We start from the raw sequence: 20,410 nt of genomic DNA, 5'->3' as shown, positions 1-20,410 counted from the left end.
CAGATGAAGAAAATCATATTTGACTGTGACAATACCTTTGGAGTAAAGGACTGCGATGTGGATGACGGGCTGGCCCTGATGTATTTGCTGGGAAACAGGGAGACCCAACTTCTGGGAATTACGTCCACCTATGGAAACAGCAGCCTGGATGTGGTGCAGGCAGTGAATCTGCGGATGCTGGAAGAATTGGGGCGCAGGGATATTCCTGTAAAAAGAGGCGGGGAGAAGAGGGGCTGTTACCAGAGCGAGGCTGCCGTCTTTCTGGCGGAAATGGCGGACCGCCATCCGGGGGAGCTGTCGATTCTTGCCACGGGTTCCCTGACAAACCTGAAAGGCGCATATGAGAGGGACAGTCATTTCTTTGAAAAGGTAAAAGAAATTGTTTTAATGGGCGGAATCACAAGCCCCCTTGTATTTGAAAAGAAGGTGATGGAGGAACTGAATTTTTCCTGTGACCCGCCGGCTGCCAGGACCGTCCTCACAAAGGGCCGGAATGTTTCCGTGATAACAGGCAACAACTGCCTTAAAGTTTTATTTACAAAACAGGAATACAGGGAACGGTTATCGGGAACGGAAAACAGGGCGGCAGCGTATATTATGGAAAAAACAGATGATTGGTTCAGATATAATGATGAGGGCTACGGCATTCACGGTTTCTATAACTGGGATGTGACGGCAGCGGCTTATCTTATGCATCCGGAATTGTTTGCGGATAATGTGAAAGGCCTGTGTGTGTCGGACCAGGACCTGGAGACAGGATATCTGAGAATGGAGGAGGATGAGATGAACGGGGGATGGAAAGCCGGAATCAAAGCTGGGATGGAAGCCGGAATGAGAGGTGCTATGAGAGGTGCAATGAGAGATGGAACGAAGTCCCGGACAGCAGACGGGAGGTGTATATGCAATCTGCCGCTCATCAGGGATGGGGCGGTGTTTAAGGACAATATTTATCGGAGTTGGCTGAGTGTGACCGGAATCCTGGCGGATGTCTGAAGATGCCTTGAACAGGTATGAATCAGGTCTGAGCAGATAAGCATATGAAAAAGGACCCTGAAATGAGATGTAGGGGTCCTTTTGCGGTATTATAATCTTTTTGTCAGTCCGGCTGTCAGGAAAGCTTAAGGACGCACCAAAAGTTTGGCGGCTGTCATGCGTTCCACAATCTCATACATATTGGTGACGCTGCCGACCTGAAGCTTCTCGCTCAATCCATAGAAATTCAGGCAGGTTCCGCAGGTGAGAATCTCCACGCCCTGGGATTCCATGGATTTTAAATCCTCCAGGTTATCAGAGCCTTCGCAGGAAAGATAGGCGCCGCTGTTATACAGAAGAATGGTTTCCGGCAGGACATCCTGCTGTGTAAGGGCGTAGACAAACCCTTTCATGAGAGCCTTTCCAAGTTCAGGGTCACCGTGGCCCATAAGGTTGGAGGACAGAACCACTGCCATGCCCTTTTTGCGGCTGTCAGGCAGGCAGGCCGCCGGTTCCTCATCCGAATCATCCGGCGCTCCGGAAGCAGGGGTTACTCCCTGGCCAACTGGTATTTTTACGGAAAATTCATTGTCGCTTATTTTCTCGGAAACAGCTGAAAGGCCTTTGCTGGCAGCCATCTTGCTCAGGTTCTGGACCGCAATCTCATTGTCTACCAATACCTCAACCGTCTCCCCCGGATTGCAGGATTCCAACGCTTTCTTAGTGTCAATGACAGGCTTGGGGCACTGTTTTCCGCGTTCATCTAATTTCATAGTTCGTATCCTCCTTAAACATGTATCTGATTCTTCCTATTCCCGGAAGTGTGCTTTGAAATTATCATCACATGTCTCTAATTATAGCAGGTTTGAAAATGTATGCAAACGCTTTTGCCCCTTTGCAGGCCTGGCATTTATTTTTTCTATAAGGAAACAGCCGGCTATTTTTTTTATCTATACGGATGCGGAGCCGTTTCCTGTTTTTTGTACAGTTTATCCCGGTAAGTCTTAACCGGAGCTTCTCCGTCCGGAACCGTGTAAAAGTAATTCAGGGCAGCCATCCGGCAGTGCTCCATGTGGACACGCATTTTCTCGGTGGCAGTCTCCAGGTCGCGGTCCAGCAGAAGCCTGAGAATTTCCAGGTTCTCCCCGCTGTCATCGTGTACGGCTGCATGATTCTGGTGGATGAAAAATATAATCCGGCTGCTGATATCATAGACCCGGTGCATGATGTCCACCATGTAGCGGTTTCCGCAGTGTTCGATGATGAACAGATGCATCGCAGTGTCTAACCGGATCCGATCCATGACGGTGTCGTCCGGATCCGGGTTCTCAAAACGCTGTATAAAGTATAAAAGTTCATCCTTTGGAAGACGTGACGCGGACAGCCTCAGTATAGTGGGCTCAAATTCCGTCCGAATCTGGAAAATCTGAAGCACATCGCTTAAGAGGATATCCGTTACATGAATTCCCTTTTTGGGAATCACTTTCACAAATCCCTCTGTCTCCAGACGGCTGACAGCTTCACGCACAGGTGTGCGGCTGAGCTTCATCTCTGAAGTGAGATGGGCTTCATTCAGAATGCTTCCTGGTGCGTAGGTACAGTTAATCAACCGTTCTTTCAGTATGTTGTAAGCATAATTCTTCAAATCATTTCCCGCAGTATTGGTTATGTCTGTCATGGTACAATTCCCCCGATACGGTCTGAGACCGGTGATAGTAACAATTATATAGGGATGTACTTAAAAATACAATCATTAATAAATGAACGGTGCGCCGCTCTGCCATAACTTTGGCCGGGAGTTATCCATCAGCACATTCCTAAATATCTCCAGAGGGGAACGCTGGCCAGCAGCCCTAGTATATGTATGACCATATAGGCATGGGACATGGAGACTACATTTTTATGGGTAATCAGACCGTCCACCACTGCCTCGGCCTGAAGGTAATAGGGATTGTGGAAGGAAAGATTCCATACCAGCATGGCAAGGTAATCCGCAAACAGGGTGATGAAGGGATGGATTCCCAAAGGAGCTCCTATGGGAAGGAATATGGCAGCGATGATGGCAAGGGTGGCCAATCCGGTACACTCCAGGTATCGCAGCAGGTAGGTGCTGATACACAAAAGGATGATAAACACATACACGTTTGGTATGAACCGGATAATGACAGGAGCCGCCACGCTGGCCAGCCAGTTGTTGACTCCCACTACATTGAGCAGGGCGGAAATGGAAAGCAGGGAGGCTACCAGAGTAATCAGCCCGCCCCAGGGTACCATGTCCTGAAAGTCCTTCATGGTAAATATTCCTTTAAGAAACATGGCGCAGAAGGCAAGGGCCGCAACCGTGTAGGCCTTAAGTCCTGTATAGGATCCGGTAATCCAGAGCAGGATGGAGACAGCGAGGATGCCGGCCGCAGCCTTCTCATCACTGCTCATGGGCTTTAATTCCGCTATTTTCTGGTGTATCAGTTCCTTTGAAATGTTCAGCTTTTCTTTCGGCTTATAGTAGACCTGTATAAAGAGGAATGTCAATACCAGGTTTACGATAAACCATGGGGAGCAGCATACAAACCATTCTGTCCAGCTGAAGGCATACCCATCACCCATCATACCAATCAGCACAAAGGTCATGGCGCTGCCTGTCAGAAAGGCCATAGTATGGATGGCGGCCGGAACAAAGAATGCACAGAACAGTCCTGCGGCAGCCCTGCTTCCCTTTTTGATGTTATTAGCCTTTGCAACAGATGCGGCAAACGGTCCCAGAACCGCGCATTTGGAATAGGAATTAGGTACAATGGGCGACAAAATTGTGGAGGTGGCCATGATGGCTACTACCATGCCCGTATAGGTGGCTGGGAAAAACTTGATGATATTGTATGCAATCCGGTCAATAAGACCTGTCTTGGCAATGCCGGTGGCAAAAATCATCATCAGGATGACCGTCCACATGGTGTCGCCGCTCCAGGCAGAAAATGCTTCCGGAAACGTACAGACATGGAATGCAACAAATGCTATGCAGGCAAATAAGGCAACCAGAGGCGCCGGGTACAGCTGCAGAATCAGCAGAAGGACAGCGGTCATAAAAATACCCAGGTACCGCATGCTTTCCACGGTCAATTCTCCGGGCGGCCGAATCAGGCCAATCACAAGGCCAATCAATATGCACAGGATGCTCAAACAATATTTTCTTGTATTTACAGATTTCATGAAAACCTCTCCCTAACTCATTTTATTGGTATGTTTGGATGCAACGGTGCAAACGTAAAACACCCTGTGAATATAGTAGTCCCTGGAGTGAAATAAGTCAATGATATTTTGTGCAATTGATACATAAAACATGTATATATCATGTGTATTTTGTGGATATTTTTAAAACATATCAAAGATTATTTTGCGACATAACCGATTCATTAGATAATATGCATAAAAATATTTGAAATAATTAGTAAAAATTATCAAAAATTACTTGCTATTTGCAAAACGCTATGCTACAATCAGTCTCGCAAACGTAAAACAGGGCCTGCCTTGGAACAGACAGGCCAGACCTGTGAATGAACTGATATAAAAACGAAATAATGGAGAAAGGTAAATGAGTACACATAACTTTGTATTGATTGGGGAAGCGGGAAGCGGAAAGACGGAGATTGCTGCAAATCTGGCCCTGCGTCTGGCGGAAGACATGCCCGTACCAGTGTGTCTGATTGATATGGACCAGACAAAATGTATGTTTCGGGCCAGGGATTTTTCCTCCCTATTGGAAAAGGGGCACGTACATATGGCGGTCAACCCGGAACTGTGGGATTCGCCTCTGATGCCCCAGGGAGTCACTTCTTTGCTTAAGGACGACAGCATATGCTGTGTGTTTGATGCAGGAGGAAACGCTGTGGGCGCAGCCATGCTGGGACAGTTTGCGGGCCTGATGGCTGAGAAAAATACCAGTTATTACTATGTAATCAATCCCTGCCGCGCTTTTTCAGGAAGTATGGAGGACATCCTGGAGAGCCTGAGCGCAATCCTTATCTCAGCCAGGATACCGGCAGAAGGTCTGAAGTTCATTGCAAATCCGTTTATGGGAGAGTATACGACGCCTGAACTGATTATGGAATATGTCAGGCATCTGGAGGCAGAGCTGGGTAAGGCCGGCTTAAAGCTACACGGGCTGGCTGTCTCGGAACGGTTTTTTGGGGAAGTAAGAAAACTTACCGGACTTCCGATACTGGAACTTAATACGTTTGTAGACAAATTATATGTCTGAATGAAGCGTTCAATGTGGCGGTCTATAGGAAGGTCCCCATATGAATCATAATTAAAATTAGGAGAGGAAGTGTGATTATGGCAAAACTTGAAATCAGCAGGGAAAGCTGCAAAAGCTGCGAATTATGCGTAAGCGTATGTCCGAAGAAGGTCCTGGAGATCGGAGGGGAAATCAATAAAAAGGGCTACCGGTATGTAGTGGACGCCCATCCGGAAGCATGCATCGCGTGCTGTATGTGCGCCCAGGTATGTCCTGACTGTGTCATTGAAGTGTTTAAATGATGAACTCATATTTGAAGTAAGAACAACCATAAGAACGTATGAAAGGAAGAACAGTGATGGAAAGAAAATTTATGAAAGGCAATGAAGCCATTGCGGAAGCAGCGGTCAGAGCCGGATGCCGGTTTTACGCCGGTTATCCCATTACGCCTCAGAGTGAGGTGCCTGAGTATCTGTCACGGGCACTGCCAAAAGCAGGGGGGATATTTGTACAGGGAGAAAGCGAAGTGGCCTCCATCAACATGGTTTACGGGGCAGCGGCAGGAGGAACTCTTGCCATGACCTCTACATCCGGACCGGGAATCAGCCTGATGGCAGAGGGAATCTCATCCCTGGCAGCTGCCAGGGTGCCGTCGGTGATTGTGGACATCATGAGAGCCGGCCCCGGAACCGGGGTTATGAAGCCGGCCCAGTCCGATTATTTCCAGATTAACCGCGCATCGGGCCATGGCGGTTATCAGACTATTAACTATGCGCCGGCTACCATCCAGGAAGCAGTGGACCTGGTAACAAAGGCTTTTGATGTGACACAGAAATACCGTATGCCGGTGTTTGTCTTTGCAGACAGCTTAGTGGGCGGACTGATGGAGGCAGTGACGCTGCCGGAGGCAAAAGAACCGCCCAGGACCCCGGAATGGGCTGTAGTGGGCAAGGGATACCATGGCGGCCGGCCCAATATTGTGCTGAATGCCTCCTTTGTGGAGGAACAGCAGATGAAAAAGGCACTGGAGTGGGCTGAAATCTATGAGGGTTGGAAAAAGGATGAGGTCATGGTGGAGGAGTATATGACAGAGGATGCCGAATTTATTCTCACTGCATACGGTTCCTGCGGCCGTATCTGCCATACCTGCGTGGATGAGCTCCGGGAGGCAGGGTACAGGGCTGGTCTCATACGCCCCATTACCACCAATCCGTTCCCGTCGGACGCCTACAGAAAAATAGCGGATAAGGCCAGGTTTATCCTGGATGTGGAGATGGCCATTCCCGCGCTCATGGCTCAGGATGTGGAGCTGGCAGTGGGCGGCCGTCTGCCTGTTTACACGTGTCTGACGACCGGCGGTGTCATCGTGGATGCGGATGATGTGGCAGAGCGGGCTATCCGTCTTGTGAAAGGAGAGTAGAATCAATGGAAAAAGTATACAGCAGACCTGAAAGCCTTGATATAACAAATAATAAATTCTGTCCCGGCTGCATGCACAGTACGTTCATCAAGCTATGTATGCAGGTGATTGATGAACTGGGCATTGCGGACCGGGCAGTGGTTGTACAGCCCATTGGATGTGCCAATAACAGTTCACCATGCATTAAAATCGATCAGGGATGCGCGCTCCACGGCCGTGCTCCTGCCTATGCCACCGGATTAAAACGCTGTAATCCGGACAGCATCGTATTTACATATCAGGGAGACGGAGACTTAAGCTCCATCGGATTTGCGGAGGTGATGCATGCTGCCAACCGGGGAGAGAATATCTGTGTGTTCTACGTGAACAACTGTAATTACGGAATGACAGGAGGCCAGATGTCGCCCACCACCCTGATTGGACAAAAGACCACCACCTGTGTGGAGGGACGAAGGGCGGATTTGACAGGATATCCCATGCATATGGCAGAAATGATAGCGGCCTTAAGGGGCGTAGTGTACTCAGGACGTTTTGCCCTGGATACGCCGGCCAATATACGAAAGGCCAAAGAGGCCCTGCGCAAGGCATTCCAAAACCAGATGGACAACAAGGGATTCTCCTTTGTGGAGATGTTAAGCAACTGTCCCACCAACTGGGGACTGTCACCGCTTGAAAGCGTAAAGATGCTTCAGGAGAAGGTTATGAAGGAATTTCCGTTGGGTATTTATAAGGACAGCGAAGAGGAGGCGGCAGAATGATTAACCGATTAATGATAGCGGGCTTTGGCGGCCAGGGTGTTATGATGATAGGAAAACTGATTGGTGAGTGCGCCATGGAACAGGGGCTTTACGCTACCTTTTTCCCATCCTATGGGGCGGAGCAAAGGGGAGGAACCGCAAACTGTACTGTGATTCAGTCTGACAGGATGATTGGTTCCCCTACTTCCAACAAACTGGATGTGCTGTGCGCCCTGAACCAGCCCTCAATGGTGGATTTCCTTCCCAGGCTCAGGCCGGGCGGAACACTGCTGGTAAACAGCTCCATTGTGGACACATCCGGTGTGAGCCGTGATGATATACAGATAGTAAAGGTGGATATCGACAATATGGCTTACGAGCTGGGAAACCGGAAGGTGGCTAATGTCATTATGTTCGCAGCGTATATGGCTCTGACGAACACCATTCCCGCAGACAAGGCAGAGGAGATTGCCATGCATAAGCTGGGCAGGAAACCGGAGCTGATTGAACTGAACCGCAGGGCATTCAGGGCTGGAATGGATGTGATTGAGAAATTAAAGGAGGCAGGTGAGTGCCGATGAACCGGTATCTGGAACAATATAAGGCAAAGCAGTGTACGGTAGACGATGCCCTGGCTGCCATCAGGGACGGGGACTTTGTGGCTACCAGCGGAGGTGTGAACGCGCCGCTGCTGTTTTATAAGAACCTCCACAGGATTGCGCCCAGGCTCAGGGAAGGTTTTGACTTCTTTTACGGAACCACATATAAAAAAGGGGATTTTGAATTTCTGGACAGCGTGGAATGCAAAGAGAAGATACATACCCTGTCCGGCTTTGTTCTCTCCGGTGATGAGCGGGAATATATACGGCAGGGCCATGTGGACTATGTGCCAACCCACTACCACAGCCAGGGGAGCAAGATGATTCAGGCCAGGGGAGGTTTGGACGTGTACGTGGCGGCAGTGTGCCCCATGGATGAGAGGACAGGGTATTTCCGCACGTCCCTGTCCAATGTAAATGAAACAGATTTCCGCAACGCCGCGAAGAAAATTTATCTGGAGGTAGTCCCCAGCCTTCCTGTTATCTATGGAAACAACGAAATTCACATCAGCGAGGTGGAGGGAATCTATGAATATGACCATCCCCTGGAGACCATGGATCCCCTTCCCTTCGGAGAGGTGGAAAAACAGATAGGAGAATATGTGGCGGAGCTGGTGGAAGACGGTTCCACCATACAATTGGGAATCGGCGCAATCCCGGATGCAGTGGCCCATGCCTTTCTGGACAAGAAGGATCTGGGAGTCCACACAGAGATGATTACAAACAGCATTCTGGAGCTGGTGGAAGCCGGGGCTGTAAACGGACGGAAAAAGAGTATTAACCGGGGCATCATCGTAGGCGCCTTCAGCCGCGGATCCCAGAGGCTCTACGATTTTATGGACCACAATCCCTGTGTTGCCATGAATCCATGCAGCTATGTGAACAATCCCCATGTAATTGCCCGGAATTATAAGATGGTTTCCGTCAATACGGCCATGGGAATTGATTTGCTGGGCCAGGTATCCTCCGAGAGTATTGGTCCCATGCAGTACAGCGGAAGCGGAGGCCAGGTGGATACGGTAACAGGTGCCATCCATGCCACGGGCGGCAAGTCCATCATTGCTCTGGCATCCACCGCAAAAAACGGGACTTTGTCAAAGATATGCCTATCCCATGCACCCGGTACAGCCGTGACCCTCTCCAGAAATGATGTGGATTATGTTGCCACGGAATACGGTATCGTCCGTCTGAGCGGTAGGACGGTGAGGGAGCGCGCAAAGCTTCTAATCAGCATAGCGCATCCCAGGCTCCGGGATGAACTGACAGCCCAGGCTAAATCAATGGGATTCCTTCTGTAGTTTTTTTGTAATATATGGAATATGTGAATGGTAACATGAGTCGTAATATAGTGGTAATATGAATGGTGATGATGCAAAAGGAGCTGTCCTGGTCTGACGGCTCCTTTTGGTATGTCCCGAAGGCCTTTGTTAGTTACACGGGATGATTGGCTTACCTGGAATTGAATGTGAAATTACTTTTAAGCAAAGGCAGATAGTAGTCTGCGATTTCATGAAATTTTATCCCCATGGGCTCCTGATCACCCTTCTGCAGAGCGTCGTATTTCTCATCGCTGATTACTATATTATACGCTTCCACCTCAATATTTTCAAGTTCACCTTGAATGAGTGGAATGTAGCATACACCTGTTTTCAGTCCATTGCCCATACGGAACGATATACAATCGCTTTCTATTTTTATTCCGGCCTTAAACTCCGTTTTTCCTTTTTTCGGAAAGGCGCATAAATGCCTGGCAAACATATCAATATTTTCAGAGGCTGCTTTTGACAGATTTCCCCCTTCCCTATATACCGGTATGTTGCTAGATAGTACGTTATCTAAAATAGAGCCAAGGCTGTGCGCTAATGTGAATTTTACTAATACTTCATGATTCTGGCTCAGCCCTGTGGGGTCATCCGGGGAATATTGCCACAAGCCATCCGGAGAAAAATAGTTGCCGTTACAAGGCAGTTCCTTTCTGTTACAGAGATACGTGTATTCTGCAAACGTCATCTTTCGATATAATAGATTCGATGTAAGAAATGATGCGGTATCCTGAGCTTTGAATGAACTTTGAGACTGTCCCATTTTGCTGGAAAACAGAACATCAGGCGCAGGCAGTAAAATACGTTGGAATCTGCTGCCGTATATGCTCACATATGTGTTCAGAACATTCACGTCATGCTCATGCTTGGAAAGCTGCAAATCCAGTGCTTTTCTGAGCACAACCACCGGGGGTATCCCCGGAATGGTAAGCCTGTTTTCCTGAGCGGGATTTACACATCCCAGAATTTTTTGCTTAATGCCGTCTTGGGCAGGTAAATCGTGTATCTCGTTCGTCGTATCGGCGAGTGCTTCAAAACATATTTTCAATTTATCCTCATCGAAAATATGGACATATTCGCGGTCGCCGTCTACATCTTTATGATATAACATAATGCTTCCTCCTGGTAATTTTAATTTTATATCTGCAGATCTGCTGAGTCCAGGATATTATAAATGACATGACTTTTACAATAGGTGGCATAATCGGCATACTTTTAGGCATATATAGTATCAAAAACAACACTGTCATGTATATTGCCGGCCGTTATTTTACAATCAGGTATAAAGCTGTTTATATCACGTTATTAACCCGCTTTTGATAATGATGTATATACCAAGTCCAACAAAGACAGCCGGTACGGCAAAATACTTATACGTTTGAATGATTGCTTTTATCTTGGGGAAATCGGTTATCTTTTCTCCCAGGAAGCACCAAACCGCCATCATTAAAACAAACACAATGATAGTTATAATGACCTGTATTGATGAATAGCCAGTAAACAATGGAATATAAACGCCAATATTATCAGCTCCATTTGCCACGCCTACGAGAGCAACGCTTAAAATTTCAGGCTTTACGATTTTACTGGCCATAGATGTTACATTCCGCAATATATTCTGCAGCTTGTTGGGGTGGGCAGCTTCGGTTTTTTCTGTTTCCAACGGAAATTCTTTACGATTGGATTTGTTTTGGGCAGGTCTTTTGTATGATATCCATTCTTTGACGCCTAAAGCAATCGGTATAAAACCGAGCAGACCGACGTATTTTTGCGGAACAAAGTTGAGGCCGAAAGCGGCTGACAGGCTTATTGCTGTCAGTATGCCAATAGCAAGATATTGCCCAATGACAACATATTTCTTTTTAAAAGTTTCGTCAACCTTGGCATAGAGCACCATCATGACAAAAATATTATCTATGTTGGTACTGATAAATGAAACAATAGATGTAGTTACTATGCTGCTCATTGTTTGGAACGCCTTTCTGCAAAATATAAAAGCCCATGCACACATTTTAAGTGTGTATAGGCTTACTATTCCAGTTCTAACCAGTTATATTCTGATTGACTTTTATACCTGATGGTATGAACTGCCCCCGCCCTATACGGATACATTGATTATAGCATAGCAATACGTTTTCTTTCAATGACTTTGTTCGTTGACCTGCGTACAATCATTTTATCTTCAGGAACATAAAAAACGCCGGAAGAAGCAGGCATTGCCGCCGGAAGCTTAGTGACTGCTGCGGGAAACGAATCTGCATGTTAATTTTCATCCAGCTTGTCAAGTGCCTGGGCAATGTTGAACGCATGGTCGCCAATGCGCTCATAATCGGTCAGGATTTCCGAATACAGGATGGAAGTCTCCACATGGCATTTCCCCTTTCGCATGCGTTCAATCTGGTTGGAGCGGTACCGGGCGGTCCGGCTGTCAATGTCTTGTTCCAGCAGCAGGGCCTGTTCCAGAAGGGAGGCGTGCTGCGGTAAGGATATATGTTCTGCCGGAGCGTCATGTTCCGTCAGAGAGCCGCGTTTATCTGGAGATTCCTGCTCTGGAGCAAAAGTGAAATCAACGCAGCAGGCGCTGCAAATCAGGTTTACGGCGCGCATGCAGGAGGTCCTCATATCGGCCAGTTCAACCGATGCCTGGGAAGAAAGCTCCAGCCTGCGCTCCATCATGGTCCGGGCATAGCCGGCAATATTTGTTGCATGGTCGCCGATGCGCTCCACATTTCCGATGATGGAGAACATGCGGTTAAGCGCATTTACTTCAGACGGGGAATTTTCCACTGCAAGGACCCTGGAAATCCTTCTGGATAACTGGGCATTGTAAAGATCAATCTCTTCCTCACGTTTTTGAATCTGCTCCAATTCGTATTCATCCCTGTGCTCAAAAGCCAGAAAACTGGTTTCAACATTGGAGGCCGCCAGAGCAAGCATCCGGCTGATGTCCTCATTCAGCTGCTTCCTTGCTATGACTGATACGCCAAGTACATGTTCGGAGGCCAGCAAATCCTCAAACCAGCGCTCCTCATCCGTTGTTTTCTGCGGCTTATCAGGCAGAAGCTTTTCGGATATCCGCGCAAGCTGTGTGCCGAAAGGCAACAGAAGCAGGGTTGTGACAATGTTAAACAGTGTATGTACATTGGCAATCTGCGCCGCGGGATTGTCCGGTGTGAACGAGGCCATCCACTGTGTAAAGGGGGACACCAGGCAGATCAGGGTAAACACAGTTGTGCCAATGACATTGAATATCAGGTGAATCAGGGTGGTCCGTTTCGCGTCGCGGTTTGCCCCGATAGAGGCCAGGACTGCCGTGATGCAGGTGCCGATATTCTGGCCGAACAGGACAAAGACCGCGCTGTCCAGTCCGATTAATCCGCTTACAGCCAAAGCCTGAAGGATACCAACAGATGCAGAAGAGGACTGTATGATAGCAGTAAAAGCTGCTCCGGCCAGAATACCCAGAAAGGGATTGGAAAACTTTGTCATCAAATTGACAAAATGCTGGGAATCGCGCAGCGGTATCATTGCCGCGCTCATCATTCCCATGCCGAGAAAGAGGATACCCAGACCTGCAATAATACCACCGGCAAACTGGACCTTTTTCTGTTTGACAAAAAGAATCAGGGCAACACCTGCAAATGCAATCAACGGCGCGATGGCCCCGATGTCCAGGGCTATGAGCTGGCCGGTCACGGTGGTCCCGATATTGGCGCCCATGATGATCCAGACAGCCTGTTTGAGCGTCATGAGCTGGGAGTTGACGAAGCCTACCACCATGACGGTTGTGGCGGATGAGGACTGGATGATAGCAGTGATTCCGGCTCCCACGAACACGCCTAAAAACCGGTTGGCAGTCAGCCGCTCCAGAATCTGCTTCATGCGGCTTCCGGCTGCGGCTTCCAGATTGGTGCTCATCATCTGCATGCCGTACAAAAATAATGCCAGTCCTCCTAATAGACTGAAAAACGAATGAATACTCACAATGATTCCTCCTCTTTTATCTGTTTGGCAGTATTATTTCAAAAGAAAAAGGCATTGCCCGCATCCATGTGTATGAATGCGGGTCATGCCTTTTCTTTTAAACATATGAAGCGTGGTTTTTGGGTGAAAATTTGGTCATCGTCGTTGACGGTGGCGTCCATATGTATGTCATTTCCCTTCTGATGTTTTGTATATGGAAATATCCTGTCCTGCTGGAATTATATGAGGATAAAGGGACAATGTCAACGGGATGGGAGGAATATTAACGATACTTTAATGCCAAGCCGCATGCAGTTTTATTTGTTTTGTTATCATGCAGGTTTTATATGCGGAGGGAACTAAATATCTTATCGTAGAAGGACGGACAGTTTACATACGCTGGTCCGGTTCAATTTCCTTGAGGCGAAAGCAGTAGTAATCTATGACGAGCCCGGTCATATTTGGACTAGACGTCATAACTTTTCATGGCTCAGGGCCATCCCTGGGCCATAGTTCATAATATATATGATTAGGAGGTCTGCTATGAGAGACATTACATTTTGCCATCCCCGCCTGCAGCATCTGGCCGGTCAGTTAATAGAGGAGTGCGGCAGACAGGGGTTGAGTATTAAAATAGGCGAGACATTTCGTACTGTGGCGGAGCAGGACGCCCTGTTTGCCCAAGGCAGGACGAAACCGGGGAATATAGTAACCAACGCCCCAGGCAGCAACTACAGCTCCTATCATCAGTGGGGGACAGCATTTGATATTTACAGAAATGATGGGGCTGGAGCTTATAATGATTCTGCTCTATTCTTCCAGCGGGTTGGCGCCATCGGCATGTCCCTGGGCCTGGAATGGGGCGGGAACTGGAAATCCATTATGGATAATCCCCATTTCCAGCTGCCGGACTGGGGAAGTTCCACCAGTGGAATCAAAAAGGTATACGCCACTCCGGAGGCGTTCATGAAGACCTGGATCCCGGAAGAACGTACTGGCTGGATAAAGGACAATAACGGCTGGTGGTACCGTCGGCCGGACGGCAGTTATCCAGCCAACGCATGGCATACCATTAACCATCATTGGTACCTTTTTAATAAAGACGGATATGCCTGTACCAGCTGGCATCGCTGGAATGGTAGCGTGTGCGACCCGGAAGACGGTTCCGGCGATTGGTATTACTTCGACTCCACCGCAGGCGGACCATTGGAAGGTGCCTGCTGGCACAGCCGGAATAACGGGGCGCAGGGGATTTGGTTTGTAGATACGACGGATACTATTTAAATTAGACTAGTAAGCGCCAGGCATTTCCCGGTTCAAACTGAGCAGGGAAACGCCTGGTGTTTTTACTGCAGTGAAATAGAGGACGAGTTTACCAGTTCCTCAATCGGAATCTGCTCAACCTCATGGAAATATTTTAGTATCAGTTCCTGAAAATACTGCGTATAGGTGGAGAGATAGCGGTCCTTGTGATGAATCACGGATATCTGCTGAAGGAGGGGCTCTCCCTTGCAGTACAGCGGAAATACATTGATATCCTCAGAGATTTCACCCTTCTGGTTCAATATGCTGTTGCGGGTGGCGAAGCATGCGGCAAGGCCTTTTAGGCCGATGGATGTGCTGATCTGCACATAGGCGCTGGTGGTGTAAATGTTGGGGACAAATCCGGCCTCGTCAAAGCATTTCTGGATATTCTGACCCATGCGGTTATTGAGAATACAAAAAGGCAGCCTGGAGAAATCTTTTACATCCGCCATGTTTCGGGCCTTTCGTTTTAAATCCTCTGTCCCGTCGCCATAATATTTCCGAAGCAGTGTATCGGCAGCACAAAGGTAAATCTGGTCGGACATCAGGGGTTTTTCCTCTATACTGGGATGTTCGCCCCCGGATATGACGATGGCCAGGTCCAGGTCTCCGCTCAGAATCAACTGTTCCAGCCGCTTGGAGTTCATGTCGGTGATACGGATTTCCACATTGGGATACCGGGATGAGAACTCAGGCAGGATATCAGGCAGGCTGGCGCTCATGCGCAGGGTGCTGGCGCCGAACAGGATAAGGCCCCGTTTCTGCTTCTGTATATCTGCCAGAATATCCATAAGGTTTGCGTTTTCACGGTTCATGGTCTCTGCAAATGACAGTACATACTCTCCGGCATATGTAAGGGAGAGGGAGGGCTTACGGTTCAGCAGCTTTACCCCGTAATATTCCTCCAGTCTCATGATATGGTTGCTCAGTGTCTGCTGGGATATAAATAAACGGTTGGCAGTGCGGGTGATGTGCAGATCCTTGGCAAGCTCCGAGAAGTAATACAGGCTTAGTGTATCCATGATTTCAACCTCCACAAATTTATTTTGTTAAAAACTTGAAAATACATTGTTTGATTTGTGATTAGCTATATATTACAATAAAACTATCAGGAAAGCAAATGGTTTTAAGGAAAATTACAACAAAAAACTCGTAAGGAGTCAAGTGTTTGGTAAGAAAGGAAGGTAATGTTATGTCAGTAGGGAAACGTATTTATCTAAAAAGAGAGATGCCGGACATGGAGGTAATGAACCAGTTTAAGTCCATACCGGCCTCCAACACAGCGGATGTCATGGGAAGGAGCTGTGCCATGAACCCGCGCATCCGCCTGGTCAGCAGCCCAAAGGCGCAGATGATGGTGGGACCTGCCTACACGGTTAAATGCAGGGCGGGTGACAATCTGGCCCTGCACGCAGCCCTCAGCATGTGCAATGAGGGGGATGTGATTGTGGTTTCCAATGAGGAGGACAGTACAAGAGCCCTGATTGGCGAGGTCATGATGGCATATCTGCGGTATACAAAGAAGGTGGCGGGCATTGTTCTGGACGGTCCAATCCGCGACATCGACGAGATTGGCAAATGGGATTTTCCGGTTTACTGTACGGGAACCACCCCGGGCGGTCCTTACAAGGAGGGACCGGGCGAGGTCAATGTACCAATAGCCTGCGGAGGAATCAGTGTGAACCCGGGCGACATCATCCTGGCAGATCCGGACGGTGTCATCGTCATTCCGCGCAAGGACGCAGCGGTCATTCTGGAGGAAGCCAGGAAATTCCAGGCAGCAGATGAGGCCAAGCTGGAAGCTTCCAAAAACGGCACAGCCAAACGTGAGTGGGTGGACAAGGCGCTGGAGGCAAAGGGATTTGAAATTATTGACGATGTTTACAGGCCATAATCAATCGTAAATTGATTTGGTGCCCCAAACCTTACGTATATAAATGTAAATCACATATTATAAAAGAAAATTCACAGGGAGGGATAAGAACATGGGATGGAAGATTTTATTACCACAGGAAATCATGGATGAAGGTGAGCAGTTATTAGTGGATGCAGGACATACCCTGATTAGGGGACGCGGCTTTGAGACAGAGGACGTGCTGGCTGATATGAAGGAGCACCGGCCGGATGCAATGATTGTGCGTATTACGCCAATCACCAGGGAAGTAATCGAGGCCAACCCCAACCTGAAGGTGGTGGTACGCCACGGTGCAGGATTTGACGCACTGGATGTAAAGGCATGCCATGACAACGGGGTACAGACCCTGTACGCGCCGGTGGCAAACAGCACCTCAGTGGCAGAGACAGCCATGCTTCTGATGCTGGAATGCAGCCGCAATGTGATTGAACTGAGGAAAATATGGGTTCAGGATTACTACAAGGCAAAGCTTAAGACCAGAAAGACTACAGTAAACGGCAAGACAGTGGGTATCATCGGATGCGGAAATATCGGAAGCCGTCTGGCCGTGCGAGCGCTTGGCATGGAAATGAATGTCCTGGCCTATGACCCATATAAGAAAGCGGATGAATTCCCGGAGGGAGTTGAGGTGGTAAGGGACCTGGATCGGATTTTCAAGGAGAGCGATTACGTTTCCCTGCATGTGCCGAATACCCCAATTACCCGCGGTATGGTAAACAAGGAGCGTCTGGAAATGATGAAGCCGACCGCTTTCCTGATTAATACGGCAAGGGGCGGCTGTGTTGTGGAGCAGGATCTGTACGAGGCATGTAAGAATAAAACCATTGCAGGTGCGGGACTGGATGCCATCCAGAAGGAGCCGGTGGATCCTGCCAATCCTCTTCTGACCCTGGACAATGTAATCATTTACCCACACATTGGAGGAAACACAATGGAGGCAGCGCACAGGGCGTCCTATTTTGCGGCCATGGGAGTACAGGAGGTCTATGAGGGGAAGGAACCTACCTGGCCAATCAATGATATTGATTATGTGACTGCGCCGACTTATACAGACACGAAAAAGCCAAATAAGAAAAGTTCCGGTATGTTTGACTTTTAAATCATGGCAGGACAGAGTTTCATGCTATAATAAAGCTTGAAATTACAGGAGAAGACAGAAAAGAAAAACGGGGGATTTATCATGACAGTGTCATCTTTATGCAATGATATGTTAATATTGGCGGTTTTTATGCTGGCTGGTTTTTTCATCCGGGAGATCTTTAAGCCGGTACAGAAGCTGTTCCTGCCCTCGTCCCTGATTGGCGGACTGCTTCTGCTTCTCCTGGGCCATCAGGCCATGGGTATCATTGCGGTGCCGGAAAGCTTCCATGAACTGCCCGGTGTGCTCATTGACATTGTCATGGCGTCCCTTGTGTTCGGGGTTAATTTCAACCGGGAGAAGATCAGTTCCTATCTGGATTACTCCTGTGTAACCATGACCTCCTACGGGATGCAGATGTGCCTGGGTGTAGGCCTGGGCTGGGTTCTGTCAAAGATATGGACCGGACTTCCCCAGGGATGGGGCGTCATGGGCGTTTTCTCATTCCATGGAGGCCACGGAACAGCCGCTGCCGCGGCATCTGCTTTTCAGAAGCTGGGCGTGGACGGCAACATGGCAGTGGGAATGGTGCTGTCTACCTTTGGCCTTATATTTGCCATGGTTGTGGGAATGGCCATGGTCAATTATGGGATCAGAAAAGGATGGGGTACATATGTAAAGGAGCCAAAGAAACAGCCTTCCTATTTTTACGGCGGGACTCTGCCCCAGGAAAAACGGGCTGCTTCCGGCCATACAGTGACAACCGCCATCAGCATCAACCATCTGGCGCTTCAGATATCATGGCTGCTGGCAGCACTGTTTCTGGGAAGGACCATTTTCCATTTCCTTGGAACCTGCATTCCCTTTTTTACAAAATTACCGGGTGTGCTCCACGGCGTGTTTGGAGGAGCCATCCTGTGGAAGATACTTAAGATGACGAAGCTGGACCGGTATGTGGACATAAAGACAGTTAAGATGCTCAGTGGATTCTTTCTGGAAATCGTGGTGTTTACAGCCATGGCAACACTGAATCTGGAGTTTGTCTCTACCTATATAGCGCCTGTCCTGATATATACGGTTACTATCTGCGGATTGACGGTCCCCCTGATTTTTTACTTGTCTTACCGTTTCTGTAAGGATGAATGGTTTGAAAAGGCATGTATGGCCTTTGGGGCTGCCACCGGCAACACATCCACCGGGCTGGCCCTGGTGCGCGCAATCGATCCGGACTCCCAGTCAGGGGCGGGAGATACCCATGGTGTCTATTCCACCATCATGTCATGGAAGGATATATACGTGGGCCTGACGCCTGTGTGGCTCATGAATGGAATCGCACTGACATTCGGAGTGGGTTTTGTCATGATGATTGGGTTTGCCGTGACTGGTTTTGTGTTTTTTAACAGAAGGAAACGCCGGTAGAAACTGCCGGCTGATTGGAACATATGGAGGATATATATGGAAAAGAAACGGTTTTTAAAACTATTCCTCATAGCTGCCGTAACAATTGCTATCTGGAACATACCGGCGCCGGCCGGATTGGAAGTGGAGACCTGGCATATTGTGGCGCTGTACCTGGGGCTGCTGCTGGGACTGGTAATCAAACCATTTTCAGAGCCGATCATTACTCTGATTATCGTGGGCATTGCAGCCATGTTCATGGATACATCCATCCTGCTAAAGGGATATGGGAATAATATGGCATGGTTTATCGCTATGGTAACCATTGTCTGTACTGCGTTTGTAAAGACGGGGCTGGGCAGGCGTATTGCCTATAATCTGCTGCTTAAGTCCGGCAAGAATACCCTGAGTCTGGGCTACATTATGGTATTTACAGACCTTGTATTAAGCCCGGCAACCGGTTCCAACTCTTCCAGGACAAGCATTATTTATCCTATTTTCCAGAATATTGCGGAGGGCACCGGTTCAAGCGCCAAGAATGCACCCAGAAAGCTGGGCGCCTATCTGACCGTACTCATGTACGCAAGCTCTCAGGGAACATCAGCCCTGTTCCTGACCGGTATGGCCACCAATGCCATAACCGTGTCCCTGATTACCGAGATGTTGGGAATTACCCTTACCTGGGGAACCTGGTTTCTGGCATCCATTGTACCGGTAGGCCTGTTTTTGCTGCTGGCTCCCTATGTGATTTACAAAATCTATCCGCCTGAACTCAAATCCCTGGATGACATCAAGCCGCTTGCGCAAAAGGGGTTAAAGGAGCTGGGAGCTGTTACATCTGCTGAGAAGAAACTGTTTGTCCTGTTCCTCCTTGCCATTCTGGGATGGATGTTCGGACCGAAGCTTCCGGTTGTCAACCTGAGCATGCAGGTGGTGGGCTTTGTGTTCCTGGCACTTGTTCTGCTTCTGGATGTGCTGGACTGGAATGATGTAATGGCTGCCAAAGGGGCCTGGAGTATCTTTATCTGGTACGGCGCTTTCTATGGCATTGCCTCAGCCCTGTCATCAGCCGGATTTTATACATGGCTGGCAGACCAGCTGGGTGTTGTGCTGGATCTTTCCCAGATGAACGGCATGGCAGTAACCGTGATTCTGGTGCTGGTCAGCCTGGCGGTGCGCTATTTCTTTGTCTCCAACAGCGCGTTTGTGGCATCCTTTTATCCGGTGCTGTTCTCCCTTGCAGTGAATACAAAGGCAAACCCTATGGTGGTGGGACTGCTGCTTGCATTTTTCGCCAGCTTTGGAGCCCTCCTTACCCATTATGGAAACGGAGCCGGCCTTATAACCTTTGCGTCGGACTATGTGCCCCAGAAGGACTTCTGGAGAGTGGGCACCATCATGGTGGCAATGGCCCTTGTTATTTTCTTTTTGATTGGCCTTCCTTATTGGAAACTCATTGGTCTTTGGTAA

At 48.6% G+C, this 20,410-nt stretch carries 19 protein-coding genes; 12 read left to right on the top strand and 7 right to left on the bottom strand.

Annotation, left to right across the window (positions count from 1 at the left end):
• Nucleotides 1–3: 3 nt before the first annotated feature.
• On the top strand, nt 4–993 hold the full coding sequence (locus tag CGC65_RS18890) for a nucleoside hydrolase (RefSeq protein WP_002564950.1): 990 nt from the start codon (nt 4–6) through the stop codon (nt 991–993).
• Between the two features lie 125 nt (nt 994–1,118).
• On the opposite strand, the gene yedF is transcribed toward CGC65_RS18890, so the two are convergent.
• The 3 genes from yedF to CGC65_RS18875 form a co-directional block, all read right to left on the bottom strand.
• Nucleotides 1,119–1,745, bottom strand: coding sequence for a sulfurtransferase-like selenium metabolism protein YedF (gene yedF, locus CGC65_RS18885; RefSeq protein WP_002564949.1), 627 nt, complete (start codon nt 1,743–1,745; stop codon nt 1,119–1,121).
• A gap of 173 nt (nt 1,746–1,918) precedes the next feature.
• Entirely contained in the window at nt 1,919–2,650 is a 732-nt protein-coding gene (locus CGC65_RS18880; protein WP_002564948.1) for a GntR family transcriptional regulator, read from the bottom strand.
• A gap of 128 nt (nt 2,651–2,778) precedes the next feature.
• On the bottom strand, nt 2,779–4,176 hold the full coding sequence (locus tag CGC65_RS18875) for an SLC13 family permease (RefSeq protein WP_002564947.1): 1,398 nt from the start codon (nt 4,174–4,176) through the stop codon (nt 2,779–2,781).
• Nucleotides 4,177–4,558: 382 nt separating this feature from the next.
• On the opposite strand from CGC65_RS18875, the gene CGC65_RS18870 reads away from it, so the two are divergent.
• The 6 genes from CGC65_RS18870 to CGC65_RS18845 all read left to right on the top strand — a co-directional run bounded on the left by CGC65_RS18870 (nt 4,559) and on the right by CGC65_RS18845 (nt 9,257).
• Nucleotides 4,559–5,224 (top strand): P-loop NTPase family protein, encoded by a 666-nt coding sequence (locus CGC65_RS18870; protein ID WP_002564946.1) that lies wholly within the window; start codon nt 4,559–4,561, stop codon nt 5,222–5,224.
• A 77-nt stretch (nt 5,225–5,301) separates the two neighbouring features.
• Nucleotides 5,302–5,505 (top strand): 4Fe-4S binding protein, encoded by a 204-nt coding sequence (locus tag CGC65_RS18865; protein ID WP_002564945.1) that lies wholly within the window; start codon nt 5,302–5,304, stop codon nt 5,503–5,505.
• 56 nt (nt 5,506–5,561) lie between these two features.
• Nucleotides 5,562–6,623: a 3-methyl-2-oxobutanoate dehydrogenase subunit VorB gene (gene vorB, locus CGC65_RS18860; protein WP_002564944.1), complete on the top strand. Its 1,062-nt coding sequence runs from the start codon at nt 5,562–5,564 to the stop codon at nt 6,621–6,623.
• A gap of 5 nt (nt 6,624–6,628) precedes the next feature.
• The gene (locus tag CGC65_RS18855; protein ID WP_002564943.1) at nt 6,629–7,381 is read left to right on the top strand and encodes a thiamine pyrophosphate-dependent enzyme; all 753 of its coding nucleotides are present in this window, start codon (nt 6,629–6,631) and stop codon (nt 7,379–7,381) included.
• Nucleotides 7,378–7,941 (top strand): 2-oxoacid:acceptor oxidoreductase family protein, encoded by a 564-nt coding sequence (locus CGC65_RS18850; RefSeq protein WP_002564942.1) that lies wholly within the window; start codon nt 7,378–7,380, stop codon nt 7,939–7,941. Before CGC65_RS18855 ends, CGC65_RS18850 begins: the two co-directional genes overlap by 4 nt.
• Nucleotides 7,938–9,257, top strand: a complete 1,320-nt coding sequence (locus CGC65_RS18845) for an acetyl-CoA hydrolase/transferase family protein (RefSeq protein WP_007038233.1) — start codon at nt 7,938–7,940, stop codon at nt 9,255–9,257. The genes CGC65_RS18850 and CGC65_RS18845 overlap by 4 nt, the downstream gene beginning before the upstream one ends.
• Before the next feature lie 151 nt (nt 9,258–9,408).
• Here the strand turns inward: CGC65_RS18845 and CGC65_RS18840 are convergent, their stop codons facing one another.
• The 3 genes from CGC65_RS18840 to CGC65_RS18830 all read right to left on the bottom strand — a co-directional run bounded on the left by CGC65_RS18840 (nt 9,409) and on the right by CGC65_RS18830 (nt 13,265).
• Complete coding sequence (locus tag CGC65_RS18840) at nt 9,409–10,392, bottom strand: hypothetical protein (protein ID WP_002564940.1); 984 nt, start codon at nt 10,390–10,392, stop codon at nt 9,409–9,411.
• A gap of 186 nt (nt 10,393–10,578) precedes the next feature.
• The gene (locus CGC65_RS18835) at nt 10,579–11,247 is read right to left on the bottom strand and encodes a cadmium resistance transporter (protein ID WP_002564939.1); all 669 of its coding nucleotides are present in this window, start codon (nt 11,245–11,247) and stop codon (nt 10,579–10,581) included.
• 296 nt (nt 11,248–11,543) lie between these two features.
• Entirely contained in the window at nt 11,544–13,265 is a 1,722-nt protein-coding gene (locus CGC65_RS18830) for a Na/Pi cotransporter family protein (RefSeq protein ID WP_002564938.1), read from the bottom strand.
• Nucleotides 13,266–13,787: 522 nt separating this feature from the next.
• Between CGC65_RS18830 and CGC65_RS18825 the strand changes: the two genes are divergently transcribed.
• Entirely contained in the window at nt 13,788–14,528 is a 741-nt protein-coding gene (locus tag CGC65_RS18825) for a M15 family metallopeptidase (protein ID WP_002564937.1), read from the top strand.
• Between the two features lie 62 nt (nt 14,529–14,590).
• Here the strand turns inward: CGC65_RS18825 and CGC65_RS18820 are convergent, their stop codons facing one another.
• Nucleotides 14,591–15,571, bottom strand: a complete 981-nt coding sequence (locus CGC65_RS18820) for a LysR family transcriptional regulator (protein WP_002564936.1) — start codon at nt 15,569–15,571, stop codon at nt 14,591–14,593.
• A gap of 170 nt (nt 15,572–15,741) precedes the next feature.
• Here CGC65_RS18820 and CGC65_RS18815 point away from each other — a divergent pair, with 170 nt between their 5' ends.
• From CGC65_RS18815 to CGC65_RS18800, 4 genes are all read left to right on the top strand, one after another.
• A complete protein-coding gene (locus tag CGC65_RS18815; protein WP_007038222.1) occupies nt 15,742–16,443 on the top strand; it encodes an RraA family protein in 702 nt (233 codons plus the stop codon).
• A gap of 91 nt (nt 16,444–16,534) precedes the next feature.
• Nucleotides 16,535–17,563: a hydroxyacid dehydrogenase gene (locus CGC65_RS18810; RefSeq protein WP_002564934.1), complete on the top strand. Its 1,029-nt coding sequence runs from the start codon at nt 16,535–16,537 to the stop codon at nt 17,561–17,563.
• A gap of 81 nt (nt 17,564–17,644) precedes the next feature.
• Nucleotides 17,645–18,961 (top strand): sodium/glutamate symporter, encoded by a 1,317-nt coding sequence (locus tag CGC65_RS18805; RefSeq protein WP_002564933.1) that lies wholly within the window; start codon nt 17,645–17,647, stop codon nt 18,959–18,961.
• Between the two features lie 36 nt (nt 18,962–18,997).
• Nucleotides 18,998–20,410 carry a DASS family sodium-coupled anion symporter gene (locus CGC65_RS18800; RefSeq protein WP_002564932.1) on the top strand — a complete coding sequence of 471 codons (1,413 nt, stop codon included), beginning with the start codon at nt 18,998–19,000 and terminating at the stop codon, nt 20,408–20,410.

Origin of the sequence: Enterocloster bolteae (genome assembly GCF_002234575.2) — a bacterium.
In the GTDB taxonomy this organism is placed as follows: domain Bacteria; phylum Bacillota; class Clostridia; order Lachnospirales; family Lachnospiraceae; genus Enterocloster; species Enterocloster bolteae.
Note: the sequence above shows the minus strand (reverse complement) of the source record. Positions and strands in the feature narration are given on the sequence as shown.

Excerpts from the sequence above, each read along its gene's own strand:
- CGC65_RS18865 (WP_002564945.1), top strand. The coding sequence starts at position 5,302 with ATGGCAAAACTTGAAATCAGCAGGGAAAGCTGCAAAAGCTGCGAATTA.
- CGC65_RS18825 (WP_002564937.1), top strand. The coding sequence starts at position 13,788 with ATGAGAGACATTACATTTTGCCATCCCCGCCTGCAGCATCTGGCCGGT.
- CGC65_RS18800 (WP_002564932.1), top strand. The coding sequence starts at position 18,998 with ATGGAAAAGAAACGGTTTTTAAAACTATTCCTCATAGCTGCCGTAACA.
- CGC65_RS18810 (WP_002564934.1), top strand. The coding sequence starts at position 16,535 with ATGGGATGGAAGATTTTATTACCACAGGAAATCATGGATGAAGGTGAG.
- CGC65_RS18805 (WP_002564933.1), top strand. The coding sequence starts at position 17,645 with ATGACAGTGTCATCTTTATGCAATGATATGTTAATATTGGCGGTTTTT.
- CGC65_RS18815 (WP_007038222.1), top strand. The coding sequence starts at position 15,742 with ATGTCAGTAGGGAAACGTATTTATCTAAAAAGAGAGATGCCGGACATG.
- CGC65_RS18840 (WP_002564940.1), bottom strand. The coding sequence starts at position 10,392 with ATGTTATATCATAAAGATGTAGACGGCGACCGCGAATATGTCCATATT.
- CGC65_RS18890 (WP_002564950.1), top strand. The coding sequence starts at position 4 with ATGAAGAAAATCATATTTGACTGTGACAATACCTTTGGAGTAAAGGAC.
- CGC65_RS18835 (WP_002564939.1), bottom strand. The coding sequence starts at position 11,247 with ATGAGCAGCATAGTAACTACATCTATTGTTTCATTTATCAGTACCAAC.
- CGC65_RS18880 (WP_002564948.1), bottom strand. The coding sequence starts at position 2,650 with ATGACAGACATAACCAATACTGCGGGAAATGATTTGAAGAATTATGCT.
- vorB (WP_002564944.1), top strand. The coding sequence starts at position 5,562 with ATGGAAAGAAAATTTATGAAAGGCAATGAAGCCATTGCGGAAGCAGCG.
- CGC65_RS18820 (WP_002564936.1), bottom strand. The coding sequence starts at position 15,571 with ATGGATACACTAAGCCTGTATTACTTCTCGGAGCTTGCCAAGGATCTG.
- CGC65_RS18845 (WP_007038233.1), top strand. The coding sequence starts at position 7,938 with ATGAACCGGTATCTGGAACAATATAAGGCAAAGCAGTGTACGGTAGAC.
- yedF (WP_002564949.1), bottom strand. The coding sequence starts at position 1,745 with ATGAAATTAGATGAACGCGGAAAACAGTGCCCCAAGCCTGTCATTGAC.
- CGC65_RS18870 (WP_002564946.1), top strand. The coding sequence starts at position 4,559 with ATGAGTACACATAACTTTGTATTGATTGGGGAAGCGGGAAGCGGAAAG.
- CGC65_RS18875 (WP_002564947.1), bottom strand. The coding sequence starts at position 4,176 with ATGAAATCTGTAAATACAAGAAAATATTGTTTGAGCATCCTGTGCATA.
- CGC65_RS18855 (WP_002564943.1), top strand. The coding sequence starts at position 6,629 with ATGGAAAAAGTATACAGCAGACCTGAAAGCCTTGATATAACAAATAAT.
- CGC65_RS18850 (WP_002564942.1), top strand. The coding sequence starts at position 7,378 with ATGATTAACCGATTAATGATAGCGGGCTTTGGCGGCCAGGGTGTTATG.